The 24,577-nt window shown below is 62.9% G+C and carries 21 protein-coding genes, 1 tRNA gene and 2 pseudogenes; 15 read left to right on the top strand and 9 right to left on the bottom strand.

Features of this window, described 5'->3' with window-relative positions:
- The first annotated feature begins 71 nt into the window (after window positions 1-71).
- The 6 genes from AC50X9_RS15325 (at window position 72) to AC50X9_RS15300 (ending at window position 7,497) form a co-directional block, all read left to right on the top strand.
- Complete coding sequence (locus AC50X9_RS15325) at window positions 72-1,061, top strand: ornithine cyclodeaminase family protein (RefSeq protein ID WP_494894661.1); 990 nt, start codon at window positions 72-74, stop codon at window positions 1,059-1,061.
- A 35-nt stretch (window positions 1,062-1,096) separates the two neighbouring features.
- On the top strand, window positions 1,097-2,116 hold the full coding sequence (locus AC50X9_RS15320) for a dihydrodipicolinate synthase family protein (protein WP_494894659.1): 1,020 nt from the start codon (window positions 1,097-1,099) through the stop codon (window positions 2,114-2,116).
- Window positions 2,113-3,555 (top strand): NAD-dependent succinate-semialdehyde dehydrogenase, encoded by a 1,443-nt coding sequence (locus tag AC50X9_RS15315; protein ID WP_494894657.1) that lies wholly within the window; start codon window positions 2,113-2,115, stop codon window positions 3,553-3,555. Before AC50X9_RS15320 ends, AC50X9_RS15315 begins: the two co-directional genes overlap by 4 nt.
- Window positions 3,556-3,809: 254 nt before the next feature.
- A complete protein-coding gene (locus AC50X9_RS15310) occupies window positions 3,810-4,727 on the top strand; it encodes an MBL fold metallo-hydrolase (protein ID WP_494894810.1) in 918 nt (305 codons plus the stop codon).
- A 55-nt stretch (window positions 4,728-4,782) separates the two neighbouring features.
- The gene (locus AC50X9_RS15305; RefSeq protein WP_494894654.1) at window positions 4,783-5,808 is read left to right on the top strand and encodes a fumarylacetoacetate hydrolase family protein; all 1,026 of its coding nucleotides are present in this window, start codon (window positions 4,783-4,785) and stop codon (window positions 5,806-5,808) included.
- 564 nt (window positions 5,809-6,372) lie between these two features.
- Window positions 6,373-7,497, top strand: a complete 1,125-nt coding sequence (locus AC50X9_RS15300; protein WP_494894650.1) for an FAD-dependent monooxygenase — start codon at window positions 6,373-6,375, stop codon at window positions 7,495-7,497.
- A 659-nt stretch (window positions 7,498-8,156) separates the two neighbouring features.
- On the opposite strand, the gene AC50X9_RS15295 is transcribed toward AC50X9_RS15300, so the two are convergent.
- Window positions 8,157-10,616: an Ig-like domain-containing protein gene (locus AC50X9_RS15295; protein ID WP_494894647.1), complete on the bottom strand. Its 2,460-nt coding sequence runs from the start codon at window positions 10,614-10,616 to the stop codon at window positions 8,157-8,159.
- Between the two features lie 28 nt (window positions 10,617-10,644).
- A complete protein-coding gene (locus tag AC50X9_RS15290; RefSeq protein ID WP_494894645.1) occupies window positions 10,645-11,271 on the bottom strand; it encodes a hypothetical protein in 627 nt (208 codons plus the stop codon).
- 1,834 nt (window positions 11,272-13,105) lie between these two features.
- Between AC50X9_RS15290 and AC50X9_RS15285 the strand changes: the two genes are divergently transcribed.
- Complete coding sequence (locus AC50X9_RS15285; RefSeq protein WP_494894643.1) at window positions 13,106-13,228, top strand: ribosomal protein bL36; 123 nt, start codon at window positions 13,106-13,108, stop codon at window positions 13,226-13,228.
- Between the two features lie 58 nt (window positions 13,229-13,286).
- Here the strand turns inward: AC50X9_RS15285 and AC50X9_RS15280 are convergent, their stop codons facing one another.
- Window positions 13,287-13,439 carry a hypothetical protein gene (locus tag AC50X9_RS15280; protein ID WP_494894641.1) on the bottom strand — a complete coding sequence of 51 codons (153 nt, stop codon included), beginning with the start codon at window positions 13,437-13,439 and terminating at the stop codon, window positions 13,287-13,289.
- Between the two features lie 656 nt (window positions 13,440-14,095).
- On the opposite strand from AC50X9_RS15280, the pseudogene AC50X9_RS15275 reads away from it, so the two are divergent.
- Window positions 14,096-14,798, top strand: a pseudogene (locus tag AC50X9_RS15275) (transposase); the annotation flags it as partial.
- Between the two features lie 162 nt (window positions 14,799-14,960).
- A complete protein-coding gene (locus AC50X9_RS15270; RefSeq protein WP_494894639.1) occupies window positions 14,961-15,605 on the top strand; it encodes an ANTAR domain-containing protein in 645 nt (214 codons plus the stop codon).
- A 646-nt stretch (window positions 15,606-16,251) separates the two neighbouring features.
- Here AC50X9_RS15270 and AC50X9_RS15265 read toward each other — a convergent pair.
- Complete coding sequence (locus AC50X9_RS15265; protein WP_494894637.1) at window positions 16,252-17,262, bottom strand: metallophosphoesterase family protein; 1,011 nt, start codon at window positions 17,260-17,262, stop codon at window positions 16,252-16,254.
- A gap of 672 nt (window positions 17,263-17,934) precedes the next feature.
- On the opposite strand from AC50X9_RS15265, the gene AC50X9_RS15260 reads away from it, so the two are divergent.
- Window positions 17,935-18,087: a hypothetical protein gene (locus AC50X9_RS15260; RefSeq protein ID WP_494894635.1), complete on the top strand. Its 153-nt coding sequence runs from the start codon at window positions 17,935-17,937 to the stop codon at window positions 18,085-18,087.
- A gap of 11 nt (window positions 18,088-18,098) precedes the next feature.
- The gene (locus AC50X9_RS15255; RefSeq protein ID WP_494894633.1) at window positions 18,099-18,314 is read left to right on the top strand and encodes a hypothetical protein; all 216 of its coding nucleotides are present in this window, start codon (window positions 18,099-18,101) and stop codon (window positions 18,312-18,314) included.
- A gap of 229 nt (window positions 18,315-18,543) precedes the next feature.
- On the opposite strand, the gene AC50X9_RS15250 is transcribed toward AC50X9_RS15255, so the two are convergent.
- A complete protein-coding gene (locus AC50X9_RS15250) occupies window positions 18,544-18,780 on the bottom strand; it encodes a hypothetical protein (protein ID WP_494894631.1) in 237 nt (78 codons plus the stop codon).
- 709 nt (window positions 18,781-19,489) lie between these two features.
- Here AC50X9_RS15250 and AC50X9_RS15245 point away from each other — a divergent pair.
- Window positions 19,490-19,939: a pyridoxamine 5'-phosphate oxidase family protein gene (locus tag AC50X9_RS15245; RefSeq protein ID WP_494894629.1), complete on the top strand. Its 450-nt coding sequence runs from the start codon at window positions 19,490-19,492 to the stop codon at window positions 19,937-19,939.
- 300 nt (window positions 19,940-20,239) lie between these two features.
- Here AC50X9_RS15245 and AC50X9_RS15240 read toward each other — a convergent pair whose 3' ends face one another.
- Window positions 20,240-20,449, bottom strand: coding sequence for a hypothetical protein (locus tag AC50X9_RS15240; RefSeq protein WP_494894627.1), 210 nt, complete (start codon window positions 20,447-20,449; stop codon window positions 20,240-20,242).
- A 101-nt stretch (window positions 20,450-20,550) separates the two neighbouring features.
- Window positions 20,551-20,958, bottom strand: a complete 408-nt coding sequence (locus AC50X9_RS15235) for a DUF6544 family protein (protein WP_494894625.1) — start codon at window positions 20,956-20,958, stop codon at window positions 20,551-20,553.
- A 48-nt stretch (window positions 20,959-21,006) separates the two neighbouring features.
- Between AC50X9_RS15235 and AC50X9_RS15230 the strand changes: the two genes are divergently transcribed.
- The 3 genes from AC50X9_RS15230 (at window position 21,007) to AC50X9_RS15220 (ending at window position 22,317) form a co-directional block, all read left to right on the top strand.
- A complete protein-coding gene (locus AC50X9_RS15230; protein ID WP_494894623.1) occupies window positions 21,007-21,567 on the top strand; it encodes a recombinase family protein in 561 nt (186 codons plus the stop codon).
- 271 nt (window positions 21,568-21,838) lie between these two features.
- Window positions 21,839-21,924, top strand: a tRNA-His gene (locus AC50X9_RS15225).
- Window positions 21,925-22,023: 99 nt separating this feature from the next.
- The gene (locus tag AC50X9_RS15220; RefSeq protein WP_494894621.1) at window positions 22,024-22,317 is read left to right on the top strand and encodes a hypothetical protein; all 294 of its coding nucleotides are present in this window, start codon (window positions 22,024-22,026) and stop codon (window positions 22,315-22,317) included.
- Window positions 22,318-22,776: 459 nt separating this feature from the next.
- On the opposite strand, the pseudogene AC50X9_RS15215 reads toward AC50X9_RS15220, so the two are convergent.
- Together AC50X9_RS15215 and AC50X9_RS15210 are read right to left on the bottom strand one after the other, a co-directional pair.
- Window positions 22,777-23,918, bottom strand: a pseudogene (locus AC50X9_RS15215) (IS701 family transposase).
- Window positions 23,919-24,007: 89 nt separating this feature from the next.
- Entirely contained in the window at window positions 24,008-24,571 is a 564-nt protein-coding gene (locus tag AC50X9_RS15210) for a type II toxin-antitoxin system RelE family toxin (protein WP_494894619.1), read from the bottom strand.
- Window positions 24,572-24,577: the final 6 nt, after the last annotated feature.

The raw sequence follows: 24,577 nt of genomic DNA, 5'->3' as shown, positions 1-24,577 counted from the left end.
CGGACGACTCGTCGTTCTTCCTCGCTGTCATGCTGCGCGCCCCGAGCCGCACCCTGTAGAAGGAACCGAACATGACCACCCTTTCGGACACAACGTTCATTACCGATAACGATGTCGCGATGCTCACCGACTGGCCTTCGGCGGTGGCGGCCCTTCGACGGGCTTACGCCCATGAAGGCCAGGCAAATTCGGTGCCGCCCCGTTCGATCGCCACAACAAGCACCGGGTGGCTTCGGACCATGACGGCGGCGCCCGGCGCGACCCGCCTGATCGGCACGAAGATCATCTCGGCATCCACCGCCGCTGGTGCCGCGAGCTACCTCATCGCACTTTTCGATCGCGAGACGTCCGGGCTGGTGGCCCTCGTCGACGGCAACCGCGTCACGGGGATCCGCACCGCGGCGACGTCGGCCGTTGCAGTTGACGCGCTGGCCCCGGACCGGGCGCTGCGCGTGGCGTTTATCGGGTCCGGGTTTGAGGCACGATCGCATTTCGCGGCACTGGCGTCCGTGCGCGACATCGCCTCCGCTACCGTGTTCAGCCCCACTCCGGCGAACCGCGAAGCATTTGCGCGTGAACTCGGGGAACAGCATGGCGTGGTCATCGTCCCTGTCGAATCCGCCCGGGAAGCGATTCGCGGTGCGGATGTCATCGTGTGCGCGGCCCGGTCCCGCGACGAGTCACCCACGCTGCTGGGGGAGTGGCTGGAACCTGGTACCACCGTGGTTTCGATCGGCTCCACGGTGCCTTCCCAGCGTGAGGTCGACCCTGAGGTCATCCGCAGGGCATCGGTCATTGTGGCCGACGAACTGGACGAGGTCGCACGAGACACCGGCGACATGATTGCCGCGGCTGAAGCCGGCATCGACTTTAGCGACAAGTTGATTTCGCTCAGCGAATGTCTGCGCCTGGGAGTGCCGGGCCGCGAAGGCATCAACCTCTACAAATCGACCGGATCGGCGTTGCAGGACATCGTTATGGCCGAAGTGCTCTATGAGAGCGCGGTCTCGACCGGACGGGGCGCCGCCCTTCCCACCGGCGTCACGATCAATAAGAAGTAGCCGTCAACGACGGCCATAGTCAAGGAGAGATCAGCATGATCGATTACACCAAAACAGAGGCCCGTGCGTGGGCCAAGAAGAACTTCGTTGGAGTCTGCGGGGTGACGCATCCGACGTTCACCAGCGACCTGGAACGGATCAACGAGGCGGCCATTGTCCATGACATCACCCTGCTGAAGAAGCTCGGCTACGACTCGACCCTGCTCGTGACCGAACTGGCAATCACGCCGGAGGAAAATGCCCGCGTGGCTGAAATCGCGAGTGAGGCCGCCGGCCCGGACTTCGGCCTTTTCTTCCACGCAGCCTTCGGCACGCTCGAGGAAAACATCCACGCCGCCAAGCTGGCCCAGGATGCCGGAGCAGACCGCGCCCTCCTGTCCTACCCCTCCGGCTTCTACCCCACCACCGCCGACGAGATCTACGAGTACACCAGCGCCTTCTGCAACGCTACCGACCTCGCCGTCATGCTCTTCCCAATTCCGCTCTGGGGGTTTGAGCGAATCCACCCGGCCGGCATGCCGGTCGACTTCGTCCGTCGCGTCGTCGACACCATCCCCAACATCGTCGCGGTCAAGTCCGAGCAGGGCTTCCCGTCCATCCCGGGCGTGATGGAGATGTACCGCCACTTCCGGGACGAGATTGTCATCAGCGCCCCCATCGAGAGCGATGTCATTCCACTGATGTCGGTGCTCGACCTGCAGTTTTCCGGGACCAGCAACACCAGCTGGATGAGTGACTACTTCCCGAAGGCCTTCGACCTCGCCCGCAAGGGCGAATGGGATGCGGCCATGGAGCTTTACTGGAAGGTGCATCCGGCCCGCCAGGCCAACGGCGCAGCGGCCTCCTCGTACGCGTCGGGAACGAACATGCTGAATCGAACCATGTGGAAGTACCAGGAGTGGCTCGCCGGGTTCAACGGCGGACCTCTGCGCGCCCCGGCGATGCGCATCCCGGACCGCTTCATGTCGACCTTCCGCAAGAGCCTGGAAGCTTCGGGGCTTCCGGTCACCGACAGCGAGGACCGCGAGTACTTCATCGGACGGAACCCGGCATGAGCCTTCGAATGCCGGAGACCGGTCTTTACATCGACGGTAAATCCATCCCGGCGGACGATCTGGCCGAATTCGACGTCTTCAATCCCGCCACCGAACAGCCTCTGGCGCGGGTCGCCTCGGCTTCGGTCGACGATGCCAAACGTGCGGTCGACGCAGCCGAGGGGGCAGCCGCCGAGTGGGCAGCGACGCCGCCGCGGCGCCGGGGGGAAATCCTCCGCCGGGCTTTCGAGCTGATGACCGAACGCGAAGACTACCTCGCCCGCCTCATTACCCTTGAAAACGGCAAGGCATTGCCCGAATCAGTCGCCGAAATCCGCTACGCAGCCGATTTTCTCCGGTGGTACTCGGAGGAAGCGGTGCGGATCATCGGAGATCTGAGCGTCGCCCCGAGCGGAGCGAATCGGATGCTGGTGAGTTACCAGCCTGTCGGCATAGCCCTTCTCATCACGCCGTGGAATTTCCCGGCAGCGATGGTCACCCGGAAGATCGGGCCCGCCCTGGCGGCAGGGTGCACCACAGTGTTGAAACCCGCCTCCGAAACACCCTTGACGGCCCTCGCTCTCGCCGAGATCCTCACTGAAGCAGGCGTCCCCGCCGGCGTTGTTAATGTCGTGCCGACACGGCGCACCGGGGACGTTGTCTCGGCGCTGCTCGACGATGACCGGGTGCGCAAACTCTCGTTCACCGGATCCACCGAAGTAGGAGTCCGCCTGATGGAGCAGGCAGCCCCGCAGGTCATCCCGTGCTCCATGGAACTGGGCGGAAACGCGCCGTTCATCGTGCTCGATGACGCCGATCTCGAGGTTGCTGTCGCCTCCGCGATCACGGCAAAGCTCCGCAACGGCGGGCAGTCCTGCACCGCGGCCAACCGGTTCTACGTTGCCCGGCCGGTCCTCGACGATTTCACGACCAGGCTCACCGAAGCCATGGAGGACCTTCAGCTCGGGCCGGGCCTCGATGACGGGGTCCATGTCGGGCCCCTTGTCAACGCGGCCGCTGTTGCCAAAGTCGACTCTCTCGTTGCCGATGCGGTGGCTCGCGGAGCCAGAGTCGTCACCGGAGGGTCGGCGCCTGAAGGTGTGGGCCATTACTACTCCCCAACAGTCCTGGCCGACGTCCCCGCCGACGCCCGGATTGTGCGGGAAGAGATTTTCGGACCGGTGGCACCGATCGTTGCCTTTGACTCCGTCGATGAGGCGGTCGAGCTGGCCAACTCCACACCGTTCGGCCTCGTGTCCTTTATCCAGACCGGAGATTTGGCGAAGGGGCTCGCCCTTGCTGAGCGGATCGATTCGGGCATGGTCGGTATCAACCGCGGTGTCGTCTCGGACGCGGCCGCCCCGTTCGGAGGCTGGAAGCAAAGCGGTCTCGGTATCGAGGGCGGGCACGCCGGCCTCATGGAGTACCTGGAGACGAAGTACGTCGCAGCAACCTGGTGATGCTGCCCGGAGGGGCCCTCGTGCATTGAGGGCTCCTCCTCTATAAGCCATTCATAACTGGGATTCGCTGGGCCAGGGTGCGGCAGGATTCATTTCCCCGGTACCGGCCCCTACAGCATTCAGATGACGGTGGCGGCCATTGTCCTGCTGCCGGGACACATGGTGCTCGTGACACTGCCGCGCTACCCGCACGGTACGGAAAACCAGGTCGACGAAGAGTCGGCCGCTTCTATGGAGATGTGATCGTGGAAAACATGATGGTGGAACAGGAAAAGCAATCGGGCGCGCCCGAGTTGCAGCAGGTGGCTCCCGGGGTATGGGCTTACATCCAGCCCGATGGGAGCTGGATGGTCAACAACATGGGCTTCATCGAGAGCTCCCGGGGCAACATCAGTATCGACGTGACGTCAACGGAGAAGCGCACTGCCGCGTATCTGGCAGCGATGGAGTCAGTTACGGGCCAGGGCGTGCGGTACCTTGTCTACACCCACGCGCACCCGGATCACAGTAACGGCGCCTCCTTGCTCGAGGACGCCGTCGTCGTGGCCCATGAGAACGCCCGGACGGAGCTGCGGGCAAGCCAGCCCGTTGCGGGACATATCTTCACCCCGTTCGATCAGGGGTCGGTCCGGCCCAGGGAACCTGAAGTGACGTTTACCCACTCGATGAGCTTGTACGCGGACGAACGAGAGGTGCAGCTGATCCATCCGGGCACCCGGGCCCACACGCAGGGTGATTCCTACGTCTGGCTCCCCGGCTCCCGGGTCCTTTTCGCCGGCGATCTCGTCTTCAACGGAGGGACCCCGTTTCTCATGTCGGGTTCTGCTACAGGATGGCTCGAGGCCTTGGCCCAACTCAGGTCCTTGAACCCCGGTGTCATCGTTCCCGGACACGGCCCGGTCGGAGGTCCTGAACTGCTGGATGCGATGGAGGACTACCTTCGATTCGTCTGGGAAGCCGCCGCAGAGGCCAGGTCCCAGGGCCTCTCGCCCCTGGAGGCGTCGCGCGCACTGGACTTGGGCCGGTTCGCGGGGCTGCTGGACTCGGAACGAATCGTGGGCAACCTGCACAGCGCCTATGCGGAAATGTCCGGCGAGCCGGTGGATCACCAGGCCGTCTTCCAGGAAATGTTCGAATACAACGGCGGCCGCCCCCTGACATGTACAGCCTGAACCATCGACTGACCGCTCCGCTCTCTAGCGGAGCAACATATGAAGGGAGCACCACATGGTGCGTATAGCTCGCTGGGCACACGGAGACAAGATCCGCTCGGGTTTCGTCAAGGAGTCCCTCGCATACCCGCTTGCCGATGGACTGACGACTCAGGCCCTGCTGGACATGGGGCTCGAGAAGACGCTGAAGTTAGCCGAGGAAACGTGCACGGGCGGAGCAGGAATTCCTCTGGATGATGTGGTCCTCCTGGCACCGTTGAAGCCGGCATCGATGCGGGATTTCGTGACCTTCGAAGAGCATGTGGAAGGCATCGTTAAGACCATGGCCGGCGGGCACGTTGTGGAGGAGTGGTACCAGGCACCCACCTTCTACTTCACCAACCCGCACACCGTCAGCGCCACAAAAACCACCGTCGGCATACCCGCAGGGTGCGAGGAGCTCGATTTCGAAGCCGAGGTCGCGGCCGTGATCGGCCATGTCGAGGGCAGCGACGGAAGAAACTTGAACAGCGGCATGGCCGGGCGTCATATCTTCGGCTACACCATCCTGAACGACTGGTCGGCCCGGGACTTGCAGCGCCGCGAAATGAAGGTCTCGCTCGGACCCTGCAAAGGCAAGGATTTCAATAACACCCTCGGCCCCTGGATCGTAACCGCCGACGAATTCGATGTACGACACGATGAGGAAGGCTTTCTCGCGCTTCCCATCCTGGTGGAAGTGAACGATGAAGCCATTGGCTCGGATTCTCTGTCGAACATGGGATGGCCGTTCAATGAGCTCGTGAGCTACGCCTCCCGTGATTCGCGCATCGTTCCGGGCGACGTCCTGGGGTCCGGAACCTGCGGCAGCGGCTGTCTAGCGGAGCTCTGGGGACGCAACGGAGAAAAGCTGCCTCTGCCCCTGAAACCGGCGGACAGGGTCAGGATCACCGTTGACGGAATAGGTGTCATCGAAAATACGGTCGGCGAACGCAACGACTCAGCGGACCCTGTGGCCAGGGCCCGGAAGCGGCCCTACCGCAGCCGTATCGGTCATGGCTCCAACATTCCAGGAGTCCCGGAAGACGCGGCAACCCGCTAATAACCCCCACACCACCGAGCCGCGAATCGGGCGAAGGCCCGCGGATCCACTCCGCGGGCCTACAGCCAACGCGTCCCGTCCCCTCAGACAAAGCCGCCGGCCGGCGCCCACCCCTTTGCCCCGTCCCACCGAAGGCAACGTCCATACCCCCCCGATTTGAACGGAGAGATTCTATGTCCGCCCGCCGCGGGTACACCGGCAAGCTCATCGTCGGTGAAGACCTTCTGCAACTGTGTGTCGGCCGCTGATCGACCCGCAGCAGCCGACAGACATACGCAACGGAACCGGATCCCAGCGTTGCGAAAAGGTTCGATCGACACAGGAATGCACCCGAGCGACGCCCCGCTCCGCGAGTTCTTCATCGGCAGGAACGCGGAATGATCGCCGCGATCAAACGTCCGATCCCGAGGCAACCGCCGCAGAAGCAGCGCAATGCGTCTCCAGCTGGGGGCGTTGGGGTGGTCACGATGTTCTCAGGACATTGAACATCAACGACGTCAACGGAGAGATGGCGCAGCAGTGACCACACATCCACACATCCACAACACACACTGGAGGAAACGAATGGCACGTGTAGGAATAGTTGGCGCAGGAATCGGCGGCCTGACGGCGGCTATCGCGTTACGTCGGGGCGGGCACGAAGTCGTCGTCTTCGAGCAGGCGGCGCAGTTCTCGCGGGTTGGAGCGGACATCAACCTCACCCCGAACGCTGTTCATGCCCTCGACAGACTCGGAATCGGCGGCCTCCTGCGTGAGACTGCCGCGGAGCCCGACTACACCATCAGCCGCATATGGGACACAGATGATGAGACCATGCGACTGGCAATGTCAGGCACCGCGCTTGAACAGTATGGCGCACCCCAGCTGACTATGCACCGTGCCGATCTAATGCAAGCTCTCGAATCCGCGCTGCCGCCGGATATCATCAGATTCCGTCACCGCTTGGTTGCCCTCCAGCCAGGCGATACCGGAGTGACTGTCTCCTTTGAGTCCGCGCCAGATGTACTCGTCGATGTACTTATCGGGGCAGATGGAATTCACTCCGCCGTTCGAAATGCCCTCTTTGGCGCAGAGCACCCCACCTTCACTGGTGTCGTCGCGTATCGTGCGGTCTTCCCAGTCGATCGTTTGACCAATACGACTAACACCAACAACTTCATCAAGTGGTGGGGCCCGAACCCCGAAACCCAGATCGTGACGTTCCCCCTTAATCAAGGGAAGGACATGTTCATATTCGCTACGAAAACTCAGGAATCCTGGCGCGACGAGTCGTGGACGCAACCCGGAGACGTCGCTGAACTGCGTGAGAGTTACAGCACGTTCCCCGCCGAGGCTCGCGCGTATCTGGATGCGTGCGATTATGTTTTGAAGTCTGCTCTCTATATCCGCGAACCGCTTGCCAAGTGGAGTGTCGGTGCGGTCACACTTCTCGGCGATGCATGCCATCCCATGATGCCCTTCATGGCGCAGGGCGCCGGCCAGTCGATCGAGGATGCGGTGGTGCTCGCGCGCTGCATCAATGACTCGGAGGAAGCCGGGATCCCTGGGGCACTGCTTCGCTACGAGAGGGCCCGTCGCGATCGCACCGCGCAGATCCAGTTGGCTTCTCGCGAGAACAGCTGGCTGAGGGACAAAGGAAACGGTGACTGGGTATTCGGGTACGACGCATGGAGCGTCGCCCTTCCGTAAAGGCGCGATCGCACAATGCTGCGTTCTCGGCTCACCCGCCATCCTCGACGTTGCGATCTCGATGCCAGCAACACTGAGAGGAACAGTCATAGCTGAATGACTGTGACAGTTTTGGATGGCGCCGGCAGGACCGTCACACCGGTCCTAAACGAAACTGCCATATTCAGGAACCTCCAGTGTCGATGCGAATGCGCAAGAGTCCTGCGATGCTCTTGGTGCCGAGCGAGCTCTGGAGCGTATGGCGGGTGAGCTTGCGCTCGAGGGGAGGAGCTCGCCTACACCCTATGGGTCGGGATCAGTGACATCCTGCAGCCATCATCGGACACCCTTTCACAAACGACCACTCATGAGACGGCACAGAGGTCGCGTCCCAGATCCGGCATCCCTGGCTCATGATCCGTGTCCGCTATCCATGTGTTGGGACTAGCGACTGTGGACGGGACGATCGAGAAGCTGGCCCGCACCCCCGTGCATCTCAAATACGATCGTATTTTGCGATGCCCGGGAGGCGGCCGTCAACGCAGGGCTGGTCTCCCGCGACGCCTTTAGTCAAGTTGGGGCCGGGCGATTCGACGATGCTTCGGGGTCGCCACGAGTCGTGGTTTCCGGGCGTGGAACCGCATGGATTGCACCTACCAGGTCTCTTTGCGTGATCTTGGTTAGAAGTCTCTGTCGGTTGTGCCGGTTTCGGCGGCAGGTGCGAGGGAGCACGCGGTGCCGGCTGTGGTGGTGACGGAGGATGTCGGCGTCCATACCATCGCGGCAGCGGTAGTGGTGGTGCGGATACTGCTGCTGCCGCTGGCCACGCTGCCCAGTTTCACGGTGACTACTGTTCTCGGGACGCCGGCGATTATGACCGTGGTGGCTGTCATGGTGGCGTTGTAGGTGACGGTCTTGCGGTTGTTGGCGAAGTTGGCTTTGGTGTTGACAGTTCCCAGGTTCACGGTGCTGCCCGGCCGCTGGACGTCCAGGGTGTCCCCGCTATTGCCGGTGCCCAGGATGTTGCCGTCGCGCAGCCGGAGCGTCACGGGCAGGGCAGCGCCGGTCCATCCCGGAGTGACGGAGGCGGGGTTGACCTGCTGGCTGTAGGTGAAGCTCAGGGTGTCGCCGGCGTCGAGCCTGCCCGGGATGCCGGTGCTGTTGGCGGCCTGGACGTCGGCGCCGCGCAGGGGGCTGTTGTCCACCCGCCGGCCGGCCACGATGGCGGAGATGGTTTCCTTGCCGGCGCCGTCGGTGAGGATGGCACGGAGATCGTACTGCCCGTCGGCCACGGTCCGGGTGTCCCACACGCAGGAGTAAGGCGCCGCGGCCAGGGTGCAGCGTGTGGTCCAGGTGCCGGTTCCGGCCGGTGCCGTCTGGATCCGCACATTGCTCACGCCCGCCGTCGAGTTCGCAGCAGCGGTGAGCGTGGCGTTACCGGTCAGGTAGGCGCCCGGATCCTCCACCGACACCGAGGACACGGTGTTGTCCACCACCCTGTTGCTGACAGCGGGAGACGTCGTACTGGTGCCCGCCTCATCCGTGGCGATGGCGCGGAAACCGTAGGAGGCGTTGGGCAGGGCGGTGGTGTCGAACCGGCAGGAATACGGCGCCACGTACACGGTGCAGAGCGGCGCCCACGCCGTGGTGCCAGAGCGGGCGTACTGAATTTGCACCTGGGCGACGCCGGAGTGGGCATCCGTGGCGGCGGCCGCAAAGGTGGCGACGCCGCGCAGCGGGGTGCCGGGATCGCTCATGGTTACCGTGGGCGCCTGGTTGTCCACGAGCACGTCGGTAATCGTTTCCGAGTAGGTGGACGTGGGCCCGGAGACGGCCACGGCACGGAGATCGTAGAAGTCATTGGCGAACGTCCCCGTGGCCCAGGTGCAGTTATACGGAGCCGCCAGATTCTGGCACAGCGTGTTCCACTTGTTAGCCCCGGCCAGGGAATACTCCACCCGGACGGCGTAGTTGGTGGTGCCCGGGCTGTAGAGCGCAGCGGAGAGGTTCACGGTGCCGCGCTGGATTTCGCCGGGATCGTTGAGGACCACCGCGAAGCTGTTGGCCACCGTGGTCTGTACTTCGGCGGAGGTGCTGGTGAGACCGGAGTTGTCCGTGGCCACGGCCCGGAGGCTGTAGGCACCGTCGGGCATGCCCTGGGTGTTCCACACGCACGAATAAGGCGCCGCCGCCGCCGTGCACAGCGCTGTCCAGGCACCGCTGGGCCCCTGGTACTGGATGGCCACGTTGCGGACGCCCGTTTCGGCGTCGCTCGCTTCCGCGGTCAGCGTGACGCTGGCCCGCACCATCGTCCCGGGGCTGGCCAGGATGACCGCTGGCGGTGTCCAGTCCGTGGCCGTGCTGAACGTGTTGGCGGCGTTCGCGGTGGTGGCCGTGAACGCGGCTGAGGAGAAAGCGGTGGAGGTGGCTATGACCAGGACAGCCAGGGCAGCGAGGATGCCGACGGCTGCGCCCGCCTTCAGGCCGGAGCGATCAGCGGGGGGAGAAGGCTCAACCGGGGGTGTGCCGCCGTCGTCGGTCGCGTTGTTATCCTCTGTGTTGTCTTCCCCTTCGGGGGATCGGGCGCCGAACACGGCCACGACGACGGCGAACAGCGTCAGCACGCTCCACCAGGCCAGCGCCGGGAGGTTACCGCTGGTCAGCCAGAGACCCGGCAGCCCGACTGCGGGGACCAGGAGCCTGGCCTGCCCGGTGATCTGCCCGCGCCCCAGCGGGGTGCTGTCCACCTCGGAGTTGGCGTCTCCGGCTGTCACGAAGGTGCCGTCCGGGTTTTCGGCCACGATCCGATGCAGCCGGGTCTTTTCCACCCCGCCCGGCTCTGCCTCGGCCGGGCTGGTGAACTCCACGACGCCGCCCACCGGGACCTTCCCGGCGGCGTCGAAACCGGCGGCCAGCACCACGTCGCCGGCGCTGATGTGCGGTTCCATGGATCCGCTCTGCACCACGGTGCCATGCCAGCCCAGCAGGGCAGGCAGCACCGCAATCAGGGCAAGGCTCAGCACCACACCCAGATACAGCCGCGACACAACAGACGCCAGGAACAGCCCCCACCCGTCAGCGGAAACCAGCGGACCCCACCAGGAGGATACCCGGGCGGACCCGGGTTCCTCCCGGTTCACAGTTTTTGCTATTCCCGAAGCCTCCCGGCTACGGGATTACGGGGGACTCGTCCGACTGGAGCTCCCACACCAGGTCGATGCCCACACGGGCTCCCTGCAAGGCGTTGATGTCGTCCTGGCTCAGGCCGGTCGTGTCGAAGCGCCAGGTGCCGCGGTAGCTCTGCGTTTCACCGGGGCTGCCCGCGGTCTGCCAGGGGGCGCCGCCGGTGGCGAAGTCCCTATTGACGGACGCCAGGGTGGAGAGGGGCAGCTCGGGGACGGTGTTGGCCGTGGGCGTGAACTCGGTGCAGTCGTTGAAGGACCCGCCCGTACCGCGCTCGAGATCGAAGTAGATCCGGTTTTCCAGGCCCTTGGAGCTGATTAGGTTCTGCGTGTAGCCGCGGACCTCACCCTGGACGTTGGACTGGGACGTAACCACGATGCACTTCTGGCCGGTCTGCCCGGGAACAATGTTCTCCACCGTGAACGCGGCGGCGCCGAGGTCATCGTCGGTGAGGACCACGTTGCCGGTGCTCCACGAGCTGCCGGCATTGCGGGTGGATGCCGTGAAGGCTGCTTGGGAGCCCTGCCAGACCATGCCGCCGGCGATCAGGACAGCAAGTGGGGCGGCGGCAAACGTGGCGATCTTACGGGTGCGCGCAGAAGGAGTATTCATGACGGAGACCTTGTCTTAGAACCGAAGATAATTTGGATTGCCCGGTTCACCTGGCGGACCCTCCCAGGTATCCGCCAGCCCCAAGCTCTGACGCTCACATCTTACGGGACAGTCAACATACTTAACACCAGTAGTCACACTCTCGATAAACCCGAAAGGCACGCCCCGGGCAAGGGCGACAGCCGTTCGCTTTCCAGTCGGAGGACGATGGCTCGGCTGCGACGTCGGTAGGGTCAAAGACGACCAACTTCGGGAGAGAACCCACGGAACTGTCGATATTCTTGTAATCGAGGAAGCAATCTCTTTGGGCATCTCAAATAGCCGAAAGAGGGACCTCACGGGAAGAAACTGGCACGGAAGGTTCCGGTATCAGAGTTATCCACCCATGCGGGGGGTTGTATTTAGCCGCCCGGCCACAAGTGCAGCCCGAGGAATATGGGAGCCGGGGTAAACCGAGCGGCGGACGGGGAANGGGGGGGGGGGGGGGGGGGGGGGGGGGGGGTTGTCCGGGTTCGCTGGACCGGGATAGGTCGTTCATGGATGGTGCCCTGGGCAGGGGAGGGAGTTCGTCGATGAGCTCGTTGGCTGCCTGGGCGAGCAGGTCCCGCTGCAACGGGGGAAGCGACAGCAGGGACTGAATGTAGGCGTCGACTTCGTACTCTCCTACGGCGCCTCCGTTGGTGAAGTACCGCATCCAGAGCTCTCCCGTGGTGATATCGGAGCTGTAGAGGGCCTTGCGCAGATGCCCGCTTTGGAGTTGTCCGCGCCCTGCCGGATCGTCCGGAAGGTTTCCACTTCCGATCATGGATGATCCTCTTGGTGACCGTGTTGGTGCTGTTCACCGGGTGGTCCCCTGTGGGGGCGCCGTTCCTCATCGGTCATTATTCCGGGAGCACCAGCCGGAATCCGCACGGACATTCCATCACGCGGACGTCCAGGTACACGGGTGAGGCTCCCGGGAACTCTTCCTCCACTAGGCGACCTTCGAACTGAAGCACGCTGGAAGCGGTTTTTTGCATGGCCTGCCCGCAGTGGATGTACTGTCCGCTGAAAACAAGCACTCGTCCGAGCCCGGGGAGACGTTGAGCGCCCCGGCGAACTGGTCCGCATTGGCCCGATGGCAATAGGACAGCCGGCACCTGATGCAGGTGTAATAAACAGCGATCCAATTGCTGGAGGGCTGCAGTGGCGGCGCGACGGAGCTGATGAACAAAGTAGAAGGCGCCCCGCAGTGCGGGCAACACAGCCGGGGAGGCTGCGGCTCGGAGCCCTGAGGTAAGCGACGTTCGGGGTTTCTGGACATGGCTACAGCATCCTGAAAAACGGACTGCCGGCAATGTGCCAGGCGCCAGCAGGGCCGGTAATACCGGGCCCGTGACCAGGGCGGAGGGTGAGGTTTTGGTTTCGCGCCGGGTCCTGGCGCCCGCATCGTCCGGCCAGCAGCACGCAGGGACGAGCAGAGGCCAAAGGATCCGCTGGCACAGCTGTTGGTTCGAAGAACTGCTTAGAACACGTGGCGGCCATCGCGGCCTTCTTTCGCCAGGTGCATCGTCGCCGCCGTTCGGCTACAGCAGCACGCCCTTGCCGGTTCTGCACCGACCGGCAAGGCGGGCCCCGCCCCGGGGGCAGGGCCTGAATCCAAATTTACCCACCGTGCCCGGTACTGTACAGAAAAACTTACAGGATCCCGCCGATCGGAGCAGCCATCCCTGTCATCAGCTGGCAGACCTGGACGCCGAACAGGCGCCGGAACAGGCATGGGTACTGCCTTCCCGCCGGAGTGGTCGACGCCGTCTACAACGCGGCACGGCGCTCCGACCCCCGCTCAGGGTTCATGAAAGTACGAAACTCGCTGAGGGCACTGAGAAAAATACCGGGAGCACAAATTGCCCGCCGCCGCGGACGCACCTTCGTCATCAACAAGAAAAACCCCCGGATGAAAGCCCGCCAAGGCTAACCCAACGCTGCGGAGCGGTGGACATCGCAGGGGTGATCCAGTCAGGATGTCCGTTTGCCTAGGATCCTGTGATGCGATCGATGGCCGGGGCAATATTGATAACCCATATGACGATCCCGGCGGCGATCATTACCAGGAGGATGCCGACGCCCAGCATGATCAAGGGAGCGTTTTGACGGTCCCAGAAGCGTGGTTCGCGTTTTGATGACATCGGAGGCACCTGACTGTTCGGGGCTTGACCAGCGGATCTGGTCACGACGCTGGGCGGTTTCGGAGATGCAGGTCTGGCGTCAACAGCAGCATCTCTGCGAGGCCCTGAGGAAGTAGATGTTCGCTCAAAGTGATCATGTTGAGCCGCCCTTCATTAGTCGGTACGAGTGTCGCTCGCAACCGAGGCTTTTGGCAGGCCGCGGCCGCCGTCGCGTCCGCGGCTACCCCAGTTCAATTATGGTGGGCTCGCCGACTGTGTCTTCCATATGGATTGCCTGTGGAATTGCTGTGCGGATTGGTTGGAGGTTCATAGGGCGTAGCCACGCGGGGAGTTGTCGTACTCGGTGATTTACAGTATCGAAACGCACCGTGGTGACGTGAGTGACGACGTCCTCGGATGGGCCCGGGCCGTGCTGTACAGCATCGCCCAGCGGCCCGGGTCTTGTTCCAAAATCTAGAAAACATCAGCTACCCGCTCACATGCTTCACTCATCAACATTTGGCCCTACCTGCGCGGATGAGTTCGCCGAGGCGATGCTCCAGGTCTGCCCGCGCACGTTGTACGCATGGCCTCCTTTGTGGCGTATTGGCTATAGACCACAGTGCGGGAGACACCTGCCGCGCGCGCGACATCTCCATTGAAGTGGTCCGGGCGATCAACCGCTTGCAGGCCCAGCTGCTGGAATACTTCCCGGCCCTGGAGCGGGCCTTTGACTACAGCCGCTCCAAAGCCGCCCTGTTGCTGCTCACCCGACACCGGACCCCGGACGGGATCCGGCGCACCGGCCAGACCAGACTCCACGCCTGGCTAAAGAAACACGGCGCACACCACCGTCCCGGCCCAGCGCCTCGGGGAGCTGATCGTCGCCGCCCTCGCCCAGGAAATCATCACCCTGGACAAAGAACTGGCCGACCTGGACGCCTCGATCAGCGAGAGAGTCACCGAACACCGGTACACGCAGACCCTGCTGAGCATGCCCGGCTTCGGGCCTGTCCTCGCCGCGAATTCCTCGGCGCCACCGGCGGAGACCTCGCCGTCTTTGAAACCGCGGACCGGTTCGCCGGCATTGCCGGACTCGCCCCGGCTTCCCGGGACTCCGGCAGGATCGCCGGCAACCACCACCGCCCCCGGCGCTACGACCGCAGGCTCCTCCGCGTGTTCTATTTGTCCGGGCTCTCGGCACTGAAATCCTGCCCCGCCTCGCGCGCCTATTACGACCGCAAACGTGTTGAAGGGAATACCCACATCCAGGCCATACTTTCCCTCGCCCGGCGCCGCCTGAACTTCCTCTGGGCTATGTTCCGCGACGGCACCACCTACACCCCGGTCCCGGCGCCGACAGACCGTCTGGCTTCCTGAGCAGGATCCGGCGGGGGGCTGCGCCTTTTCTTTGACCGTGATCAGTACCAGCCCGCTCTGGAACGAACGCATGAACCGGTGACTCTGACCAAGTGATGGTCCGAGGAGTGGACACGCAGCCATGGCGACACGCCTGCGGCCGGGGAGGCTACTATCAGCGTTATGGAAAAAGACGGGCAGGCCGACGATTTTCGGCGGCTGCTCGGCCTGGTCGACGGCGCCGGGAACATCAAGGATTTACTGGACAGGATGGCCGCCCTGGCTGCGGCGGCAATGGGCCGGGCGACGGGGGCGCGGATCGGGTGCGTCCTGACCCTGCGGCTGCACAAGCATCGCCCTACGATCGCCGGCAGCAGCGACGCGGCAGCTGAGCGGAGCTGGGCCCGAAACAGCAGCGATCTCGCCGCAGCGGGAAACCCTACCGCGTTGGCCGTGCCCCTTCAGCTACGCCAGGCTGCGACTGCAGCGCTGAACTTTTCCGCCCCCGCCACGGGCCTGTTTACCGGGGATGCCGTTGCCGTGGCAGTCGACTTTGCGGACGCGGCCAGTGATGCCCTGCGCCTGAGCATCAGGATCGCCGCGGCGGATCTGCTCAGCGGTAATCTGAAGGCCGCGCTGGAGGGTAGAACAGCGATCAACATGGCCTGCGGGGTGATCATCGCGCAGAACCGGTGCTCGCAGGAGGAAGCCTTCGGCGTCCTCCTGCGGGCCTCGACCAGCCGCAACCAGAAGCTGCACACCATTGCCTCAGAGATCCTCGCACGCTTCACCGGCACCACTGGGACGACGACCCACTTCGAGGCCTAACCACACCTCAAGCCCGCAGGACCCACCCTAGGGCAACGGACCATCCTCCGATGCGCTGGAGCGGAAACGTTGCGCCGACATTTTTCCGAAGTCGCCTGCCCGGAATGTCCAAAGTCGTCTGCACAGGTGTTCTGTGTCCTTTTGGGGAACCAATAAAGCGCATGTTGCCAGACTATCGATCAGGCACTCCCGTTGGACGGAAACGTCCGACGTTGAGGGCAGCATTCGATTGAACCCGTCGTCCGTTTCGCGCACGCTGGGAGCGGCTTCGATGACAAAAAAAGATTCTGATACCTTCAAATCGAACTTTTGCGACGATAGTTCCATGAACGTCGTATTCCGTTTACAGGCAGGGGATCGGTGCCATGCTGAGCCCATCGTGGTCGCTTGGGCTGTAATTGAGCAAGGGGTAGTAAGATGCAATGGACCAGGGAGAGAGACCCGGGAATCCTTAGCCACAGGAGATGGTCATAACCGTAGACGACCACCCACTGGCCCTGAATCTGCTGCTATTCGTCCGCCACGTCTGGTCGCCTGCACTCGATGCTGACATTCCGGAACTCACGCCAACCTGCCTGTGGTCGCCGCCGGGCATAGGGACGGTATCAATGTTAGTGCCGAACCGGCGGTGATCGGAACCGAGGAGTTAGCCCTGGCTTCGAGACCCGCTGTCAGTCTGCATTCCGCCGGAGACGGGACGGAATTCCCACGTATAGGAGCCGTCAGCCTTGAGGCTCATCCGTAGGTGACCCCAGGTGTCGCTAAATTTCCGCTCCACATAAGAGGGGTTGCTGGTGAACTCCCGGAGGCCGATTCCACCGGTGGACACCTGAAATTGTTGCATCCCGTCCGCAACGCACTCGTCCGCGTTGTTTATCGGGCAGGTCCGCTCATAATTGTGCTGTGAGCCGGACAGCAACACACGAACGCGGTTTGTCCAGAACACGTCAATCCACGGCTTCATCTTAGAGAAGCGCTTATGGCTCGACGTGTCGCTGGTGAAATACGGATCATGGTAGATAACCGCCAGGTGCTTTCCAGCGGCCTTTGCCGCTTTCAGGTCGGCATCCATCTCCGAGGTCATCGCTCGAGCCCGCGTAGCGTCATAACGCCAGGTGGCCGTGGGCGCCACAAGAATGTGCCAGTTGCCCTTGTCGAACGAATACCATTCAAGTGCGTCCTGGAACCGTCCCAGATCGGAGCTCGTCGCGCTCTTCTCCGTGGACACGCACTGCCCATCCATGTACCGGTCAACGTCATTCCCGCCGGGTTCAACATCATGATTCGGGCCAGCGGTCCAGTACGTCTTGGCCTTGGCCGGACCCCACAACTTGTCGTAATCCCTGAGCGCGGAACAGGTGCCCTTGTCATACTGGAAATCGCCCAACGCAAGGAAGTTGTCCAGCGAACCGTCGTTGAGACCGGCAATGATGCTGGCAGCGTTCTTACCACTGTGCGACGCGGCCGACGTGTTACCTTCAGGGTTCATATCTCCGGTGGCGGCGAACTCAAACGACTCACCGGATGGCGGGGGAGGGGGAGTAGTACCGGCTGCCGTAGTAGGCGCCGCCGTCGTTACTGCCGGTTGAGTTGAAGGGGCCGAGCAGCCGGCCAGGAAGATTGCCGCCACCCCAAGGGCGAGCAAGTGTTTACGCATACGTCAGATGATAAGGGCATCGCGCGGCGCTGCCTATGTGACCGCTCCCAGAGACGTTGTGCGCGCAGCTCGTTTGCCATTGCTCGCCCGGCCAGCCGGCGGCGGAACCCCGAATGCCGCCGGTGACGAGGAGCCCGGGAAGGCAATGAGCGTGTACCTCGAATTCCGGGCACTGGAGTGTCCTTGTGGCTTCCGGCTGCTGCTCCCCGGCTAGACGCCGCGCCGATATCAGGCAGCCCGCTGTAGGCCGAGTGCTGCATCCGCACGGAATGCTGCGCCGCCACGCCCCGGGGAAAATCCTGTCTATCGCGACATCAAAACACTGACCGGGTCGCTGGCTTCGCCCGGCGGAATGTCGCTGCCACCTCAGCCGCCATCGCGGCGGCGGTTTCGGCGGACTCCAGCGATGACCTCTCACAGCGACTTTGTTTGGAGCCGTGCTTCTTGGAAGCGCGTTCCCGACTACGCCCGGAACCGGGAGGACGACGGTTTGTCCGTAAGCGTCCGTTACCGGGTGTCCGACATGGACTCAGCACCGCGCATATCGCAGCTCGGGGCGGTAAGTTCGCGCTTGCGATCTGTCAGTGGATGCTTTCTCCTTGAACGAAATGAGCCCTCATGCTAGGCCTGCCCGCAGTTATCGTTTTCGACGTCAATGAAACACTGTCCGACATGTCAGTCTTGGGTGGACGGTTCGCCGAGACCGGGGCGCCGTCCTTTCTGGCCAAGGTCTGGTTTTCCGGGGTGCTGCGGGACGGGTTTGCAATGGCCGCGGCGGGGGACCGGGAAAACTTTGTGGAGATCGCGACGGGCTACTGCAGGTGAGCCTGGCGGGATTGCCGTTGAACCGTGGTGTCGAGGACGCCGTCGGGCGCATCATGGACGGATTCGACGATCTGGTGCTGCACCCTGACATTGTCGGCGGGGTCAGCGACCTGAAAGCGGCAGGATTTCGTCTGGTGACCCTGTCCAACGGCTCCGCCCAAGTGGCGGGGAAGCTGTTCGGTGATGCCGGGATCGGTGAGGACTTTGAGGCCCTGCTGTCGGTTTAGGACGGGCCGGCCTGGAAACCGGTTCCGGAGGCATACCTGCACGCTGCGCAGTTGTGCGGTGTCGAACCAGGACGAGTGCTCTTGGTCGCTGTCCATCCCTGGGATATCTACGGGGCAGCGCGTACCGGGCTGCGCACGGCGTGGATTAACCGCAGCCGAACATCCAGGCCAAGCGCTCCCTGGCCCGGGCCGCCTGAGCGTCCTCGGGACCTTGCTCCGTGACGCGTCCTTAGCCGCGGTAGGAGGCGAGGTGCGGCATATGAAGTTCAGTCAGGCGCTCATTGAGGACTAACGCCAGGAGGTTGCAGTCGTGGGCGGGCAGCGGCATCAGTCCGTTCAGATATGCATCGATGACCCACCGATCCTTGTTGCCCCCATACCCGAAGTACATTAACCAGGTTTCACGGACCTCAAGGTCCGCGAGCAGGAAAGCAACATGCGTCAGTTTCTGCTGGTATGCAGCCATCAAAACCCATCCCCCCGGGGATCGCACACTTCGGAGTGCGCGACGTCAAGCCCCTGTTTGACGGCAGGAGAAACATCTCCACTCGCTCTTTTGAGGCACAATTGCGCCCGCACCGCGTCCACCGTCTCCATAAGAGGCTATCTCGCATGGCAGTTTTGACCCAGGGCCGAAGTGCCTAAACGCTTCACACCCCCGTCGAGTATGGCCAGGGGCTCCCGGTCCGCCTTCAGCGGAGGGATGAGGCCCCGCCGGCACCCTGGACGTGGATGGCAGTCCAGCGACAGCCATCGAGGTCTTCCATCGCGTCCTTCTCGGCGGAGTCCAGTGACGAAGGGGAATTGACAGGGGACAAGGGCCGCTGCGAACGGCGGCCGTCCGGTGTCTTCGCCACCTCTGCATTGCTGGGCGCACCACCCAGACGCGGAGGGTATAGCTTTGGCTGCTGCGCGGGACGGATTCTCCGTGGCGGTTCCGAAGGATTGGCTGCCCGTAGCCCCGCCGAAGGGCTGGTTGATGGCGCCCGCCAAAGGATGGGGAGTCGTCGTGGCGTAGGCTGCCGGCCTGGTGAATACGCTGCCTAATTATATCACGAGGGGTACCGCCCGCGGTTTCGCCGTAGCTCTGGACCTGTCCGCTGTCGCCGCCCTACCCAAGTCCGCGCTCTAGGGGGTGCTCTACTGCGTATCCGTCAGGTAGGTATGCTCGGCAAATGAATATCTTCAAGCAAGCACCGGAAACAGCGGTTCTGGGAACGCACGCGTGCTGGAGAAACCTTCGGTCCGCTTCCATCGGTCGACTGGCGGTAACTGGCAGCGCCGGACCTGAAATCTTTCCCGTGAATTACCTGCCGGAGGATGGATCACTGATTTTCCGAACAGGTCCGGGAACCAAACTGGACGCTTTGCTGGAAGGGGGAGCGGTCGCGCTGGAGGCTGACGGCCTCAATCCCTACGGAACCATTGCATGGAGCGTCGTCGTGAAAGGCCGTCCTGAAGCTGTCCCGGATAACGAACTCGATCAGGACAACGTGGATCAGAGCCTGTCTCCGTGGGAGCCAGGGGCAAAGGATCAGCTGTTCCGTATTACGCCGACGGAAATTACAGGACGCCAGTTTGCCATCACCCCGTCGGCACGATGGTGGTCACCACGGGAGCCCTGAGGTCGGCCGAGGCTTAGGCAACCCCGAATAAGGAATACGTGCTCGCAAGCTGTCGGCACGGTCCCTTGCTCAGTAGTACCAAGCCCTGATGAGCGCCATGGGGAGCGTGTGGACAGCCGTGAAGACGGTCGCCGCGCTCAGGTACATCCAGGGTCGGTACCCGGGGACGAATCGGAGCGTGGATCGTAGACCGATACCCACGAACAGGATGATCGATGTCCACGCCAAAGCGGTGAAGCCGATGGCGCTGGTGCTCCAGGCGCTTGTGGGGGCCCAGGCAACGGCGGCCCAGGCCGCAGCTTAGGCGCCGAGCCCCAGAAAATATGCTGGGAGCAATGGCCGGGAAGGGGCCTCCCGCAGTGACAGCGGCATGAGCAGCGGGGCACCGAGGACCACGCCGCGAAGACTGGTCTCCAGTAGCGAAATCCAGTCCGGGATGTCCGGTCCGGCACTGCCCGGAGCGAGGGGCGCGGGAAGCACATTAACCAGCGCAAGGTTAAGCACCAGCATGGGCACAACCAACCAGAACCGGTTCCGCAGCAGCTGCGCCCAGGATCCTCGCGCAGCCGAACCGGGCGGGGCGCCGTCAGGAGGACTGTCCGCCCGGGCGCTCATCCCTGAGCCCCGGCGCGCGGTGCGGCCACGTTGTATTCGATGGAATCGAGAACGAAACGCAGGTAGGAGTAGTCCCCTGACGGTGCGTGCCAGATCCCTTGGCCGAGTCCCATGAGCTGGTGCGCGCTGAAGCCTCGGTAAGCGGTCAATGGAGTTGACCACGGCATCTTGGTAAATGATTTTCCGTCGGCCGATGCCGCACCCCGTCCGTCGGCGACGAAGTTTCTCAGTTCCCCTTGCTCGTTGAAGGAAAGGACGGCGCGGATGGTGCGGCCGGCATTGGTAAAGGATGCTTCGACAGTTCCACCGTCGATCTCGTGCCATTGAATGCTCTGATCGATCAGCGCGCCCGGCGCGAACACGCAGAGATCGTTGAACAACGTCACCGTCTCTGCCTCGTCCATTTCGGGGCCTTCCGCATTCACTACGGTGGCGACCGATGCGACGTCAGCTTGACGGATCAAAGCACTGATCTGCAGACCCGTGAGCTGGAGACTGCGGGGTGCGAGCGGATCTACAAGGACCAGGGGATTAGCGGGACGCAGGCAAGGCGTCCGGAGCTGGACCGGATGCTGGACCGTCTCGGTCGGGGTGACGAGGTCGTGGTGTGGAAGCTGGACCGGCTGGGGCGCAACACCCGCCACCTGCTGGAGCTGTTGGATGACTTCAAGTCGCGAGGGATCAAGTTCCGCTCGCTGCGGGATGGCATTGCCACTGACCCGGACAGTGAGATCGGGGGCGCGATGGCCCAGGCCATGGTCACCATCATTTCCGCTTTCGCCCAGCTTGAACGAGACCAGCTTTCCGAGCGCACCAGGGCCGGCATGGCTGCCGCAGCTGCCAATGGACGGAAGGCAGGACGACGGGAGGTCACGGCTGACCACGAGAATGTAAAGCGGGCGCATGAATTGAAGACAAGAGGGCTCAAGCCGGCTGACATCGAAAAGATCATCGGGGCCAGCCGCGCCACGGTGTACCGCTATCTGAGCATGGAAAGCAACGAGCTGACCTGACGATGGCCGAGGCGATGCCATAGACGGCCGGGATGGGCGCCTCGCCCGGGAACCCGGGGACTGCTGCCGCGTCGATGTGTCGCGTAACTAACGGTGAATACACCGATTCAGTCAGAAGGTTCCGAGACATAGTTACGGGAATCACCGACGGTGGACGAACCCACACCGTTTCGCAAAATTGAGCGCTCGGGAGTTGCACTTGCCGCTGAACGGCAGTCGCGGCCCATGCCGGGTGGACCTGACAAAGGATGGCTTAGTTCACCGTCCGCCTGGCGTTGTCGCACAGCGGCCGATTGCGGGGGACTGTGAATCCCTTCCCTTCGGGGTTCGCAGGTTCAAATCCTGCCAGCGCCACCAATGTTCCTCGGGCAATTTCCGGATATACGTTCGTGCACCGCGCGGAATTGTTACGTTGGTTCTGGAGGACAACCTCCAAGAACGCTTGAGGAGCAATTTATGGCTGATGTTTGGGTAGCTGCAGGCGACGTTCTTGTTCGCGCCGATGCGATCTTGGACATCAAGGGCCTCGCGTGCGGCGAAGAGGCCCGCGTGGCTGTGAAGACAGTCCTCGACAGCTACGTCGTATCTGTTACGGCCATCCCTGAGGGCGACCCGTCGTCACCGGAGGACGTGCGAGCAGTGGCGCTGAAGAAGGCCACAGAGTTGGCCGACCAGATTGCCCGTCACTCCGATGATGACCACTACCACCTCGCCGTTATTGATCTTGATGCGGTTGTGCCGGTTAGCTGAACCACAATTCGGCGCTGACAAGCCCCGGCATCGAAGAGTCCACTTCACGGTGGGCTCTTTTTTGTGCCCATGAAAGGAAACCTTGACGACTGAATCTCGCACGATCGAGTTCCACCACGCGTTCGGCCACCCGGTCCGCTCGGTGTCGCAGACGCTTTCCCGCGAGGAGGCCCTGCTGGCTTTGCGTCTGATCGAGGAGGAGTTCTGCCCCGCGACGGTCGCAAGGTCGTCATTTGCGGTGTTCCGGGCGCCGTCAAAAACAAAGGAAAATTCCGTGAGCCATCTAGTACTACAGTCGCGTTTATGGGGTGTGTCCGCGGGTCCTGTAATGACTATTTCGTGCGCGGTGTTGGTGTTTTCGTCGCCAGGTTGAGTGTTCCAGGACGTGTTTCGGGCTGGTCGTGCGGTGCCAGACGAGCCGGACGAGCAGGCGCCTGATTTCGGGCAGTGAGAGCCGGATCAGTTCCCCGTCTCCGGCGGCAGCGCCCCTTTTTTGGAGCGGATCACGGTCAGGAAGGACTGGGCGAACATGGAGAGGGTGATGTGGCGGTACCAGCCGGTGTATTGGCGGACCTGATAGTGGTCCAGTCCGGTTTCTCCCTTGGAGGTTTGGAAGGTTTCTTCGATCGCCCAGCGGGCGCCGGCGATCCTGACCAGCTCGGCCAGTGAGACCCGGTTGGGGCCTTGGCAGATGTAGTAGGCCAGATCGGTCGGGTCTTTCAGGGAGCGGCGGGCCAGTAGCCAGTGTTCCCCTGTTTCGGCTGGTCCGTTGATGCGGGTTCGTGCCCAGGAATACCGGCGGTCGCCTTTGGTCCCGGCCCCGGCGGTCCGGGTCCGCCAGGCATTGGCGCGCAGCGGGGCGATGAGTTTATCGGCGCGCCATTGCTCGCCGATCCCGGCTGTGGGGGCGATGACGTTTTGGTTCGTGGGAACCGCCAGCACGTAGTGCAACCCCTTGGCTTCCAGACGGCGGCGCAGCCCCGTGTGCTGCCCGTAGACCGCGTCCCCGGTGGCCCAGCGGGCAGGGATCCCGGCATCCCAGGGCGCGGTCGATCATGTCCGCGGCCAGTACCGGTTTCGTGGCGAATTCGCGGGTTTTAGGGATCCCGGCCCGGGTGCATCTTTCCCGGTCATCGGCCCAGGTTTTGGGCAGGTAGAGTTCCCGGTCCAGAAGGGTGCGCCCGGCCGGCGCGGAGTACGTGAGGAATACCCCGATCTGGCAGTTCTCCACGCGACCGGCGGTGCCCGAGTACTGGCGTGCGACCCCGGCTGAGGCGGCGCCCTTCTTGAGGAATCCGGTCTCGTCAATGATCAGGATCCCGTCGGGATCGCCCAGGTGGCGGTTGACGTAGGTGAACAGGTCATCCCGCACGGCATCCGGGTCCCAGTCGGTGGTCGAGAGCAGGCGTTGCATGCCATCCGGAGTGCCGTGCCCGGCGCGTTCAGACAGGGTCCAGGAGTTCTTGCGTTCCTCGTCCGAAAGCAGCCCTCGCACATACCCCACGGCGTTCGGCGTGGTCGGACCGGACGAACCGCTGCCCAATCAGATCGCCGATTTCTTCCAGACCTTCGGCCCACTCTTCTACGTCCGCCACACAAATATCATCACTCACCACCAACGATTAACAGGCCGCGAGCGGAAAGTCCGGTTAAACCGCCGATACAGCCCAAATTAAACGCGACTGTAGTACTAGGTAGGTTTCGACCAGTGCTGCATCAGAAGATTCTTGGCTTCATCTTCAGCGAGTTGGGCGACCTCGGCTTCGGTCATATGCAGATTCTCGATAAGTCCCTGAGCGAGCCAACCCGGGAGGGCGGGAACAGCTCTTGGCTCAGGGTGGGCTTCAATGTCGTTGAATAGCGAACCCATCTTCTCGATGACTTCGACTAACGACAGCGCCTGCGGGTTGCCTGATGACCTGAGTTTGACCAGGCGGTCGTTCATTTCTGTGTAGACTTCACTGTCATTCCGGGCACCTGCTGCCCAGACTTCGGCGATGTCGAGGACCGGATTATGCTCGGTGTCGGTTGTTTCACGCCAGACGATGCGATAGTCGCGATCCCCGACGGCGATCTTTCGGAAACCTATGAGCGCCCCCACTAGTGGTTCGCCGGCGCCCGATGAACGCTCCAGGAGAAGCATCTTGGCGAAAACGGCCCGAACTATCTGCGGGTCTTTTTTATTCAGGCGATAAAGATCCGAAATAGCGTCTTCGGTGAGACGTACACGACATTTAGGTTCTGGCAGAGTCACACACTG

Source organism: Pseudarthrobacter sp. HLT1-3 (assembly GCF_059383535.1).
Note: the sequence above shows the minus strand (reverse complement) of the source record. Positions and strands in the feature narration are given on the sequence as shown.

Coding starts and splice junctions, on each gene's coding strand:
- AC50X9_RS15325 (WP_494894661.1), top strand. CDS start 72: ATGACCACCCTTTCGGACACAACGTTCATTACCGATAACGATGTCGCG.
- AC50X9_RS15320 (WP_494894659.1), top strand. CDS start 1,097: ATGATCGATTACACCAAAACAGAGGCCCGTGCGTGGGCCAAGAAGAAC.
- AC50X9_RS15315 (WP_494894657.1), top strand. CDS start 2,113: ATGAGCCTTCGAATGCCGGAGACCGGTCTTTACATCGACGGTAAATCC.
- AC50X9_RS15310 (WP_494894810.1), top strand. CDS start 3,810: ATGATGGTGGAACAGGAAAAGCAATCGGGCGCGCCCGAGTTGCAGCAG.
- AC50X9_RS15305 (WP_494894654.1), top strand. CDS start 4,783: ATGGTGCGTATAGCTCGCTGGGCACACGGAGACAAGATCCGCTCGGGT.
- AC50X9_RS15300 (WP_494894650.1), top strand. CDS start 6,373: ATGGCACGTGTAGGAATAGTTGGCGCAGGAATCGGCGGCCTGACGGCG.
- AC50X9_RS15290 (WP_494894645.1), bottom strand. CDS start 11,271: ATGAATACTCCTTCTGCGCGCACCCGTAAGATCGCCACGTTTGCCGCC.
- AC50X9_RS15285 (WP_494894643.1), top strand. CDS start 13,106: ATGAAAGTACGAAACTCGCTGAGGGCACTGAGAAAAATACCGGGAGCA.
- AC50X9_RS15280 (WP_494894641.1), bottom strand. CDS start 13,439: ATGTCATCAAAACGCGAACCACGCTTCTGGGACCGTCAAAACGCTCCC.
- AC50X9_RS15270 (WP_494894639.1), top strand. CDS start 14,961: ATGGAAAAAGACGGGCAGGCCGACGATTTTCGGCGGCTGCTCGGCCTG.
- AC50X9_RS15265 (WP_494894637.1), bottom strand. CDS start 17,262: ATGCGTAAACACTTGCTCGCCCTTGGGGTGGCGGCAATCTTCCTGGCC.
- AC50X9_RS15260 (WP_494894635.1), top strand. CDS start 17,935: ATGTCAGTCTTGGGTGGACGGTTCGCCGAGACCGGGGCGCCGTCCTTT.
- AC50X9_RS15250 (WP_494894631.1), bottom strand. CDS start 18,780: ATGGCTGCATACCAGCAGAAACTGACGCATGTTGCTTTCCTGCTCGCG.
- AC50X9_RS15245 (WP_494894629.1), top strand. CDS start 19,490: ATGAATATCTTCAAGCAAGCACCGGAAACAGCGGTTCTGGGAACGCAC.
- AC50X9_RS15240 (WP_494894627.1), bottom strand. CDS start 20,449: ATGCTGGTGCTTAACCTTGCGCTGGTTAATGTGCTTCCCGCGCCCCTC.
- AC50X9_RS15235 (WP_494894625.1), bottom strand. CDS start 20,958: ATGGACGAGGCAGAGACGGTGACGTTGTTCAACGATCTCTGCGTGTTC.
- AC50X9_RS15220 (WP_494894621.1), top strand. CDS start 22,024: ATGGCTGATGTTTGGGTAGCTGCAGGCGACGTTCTTGTTCGCGCCGAT.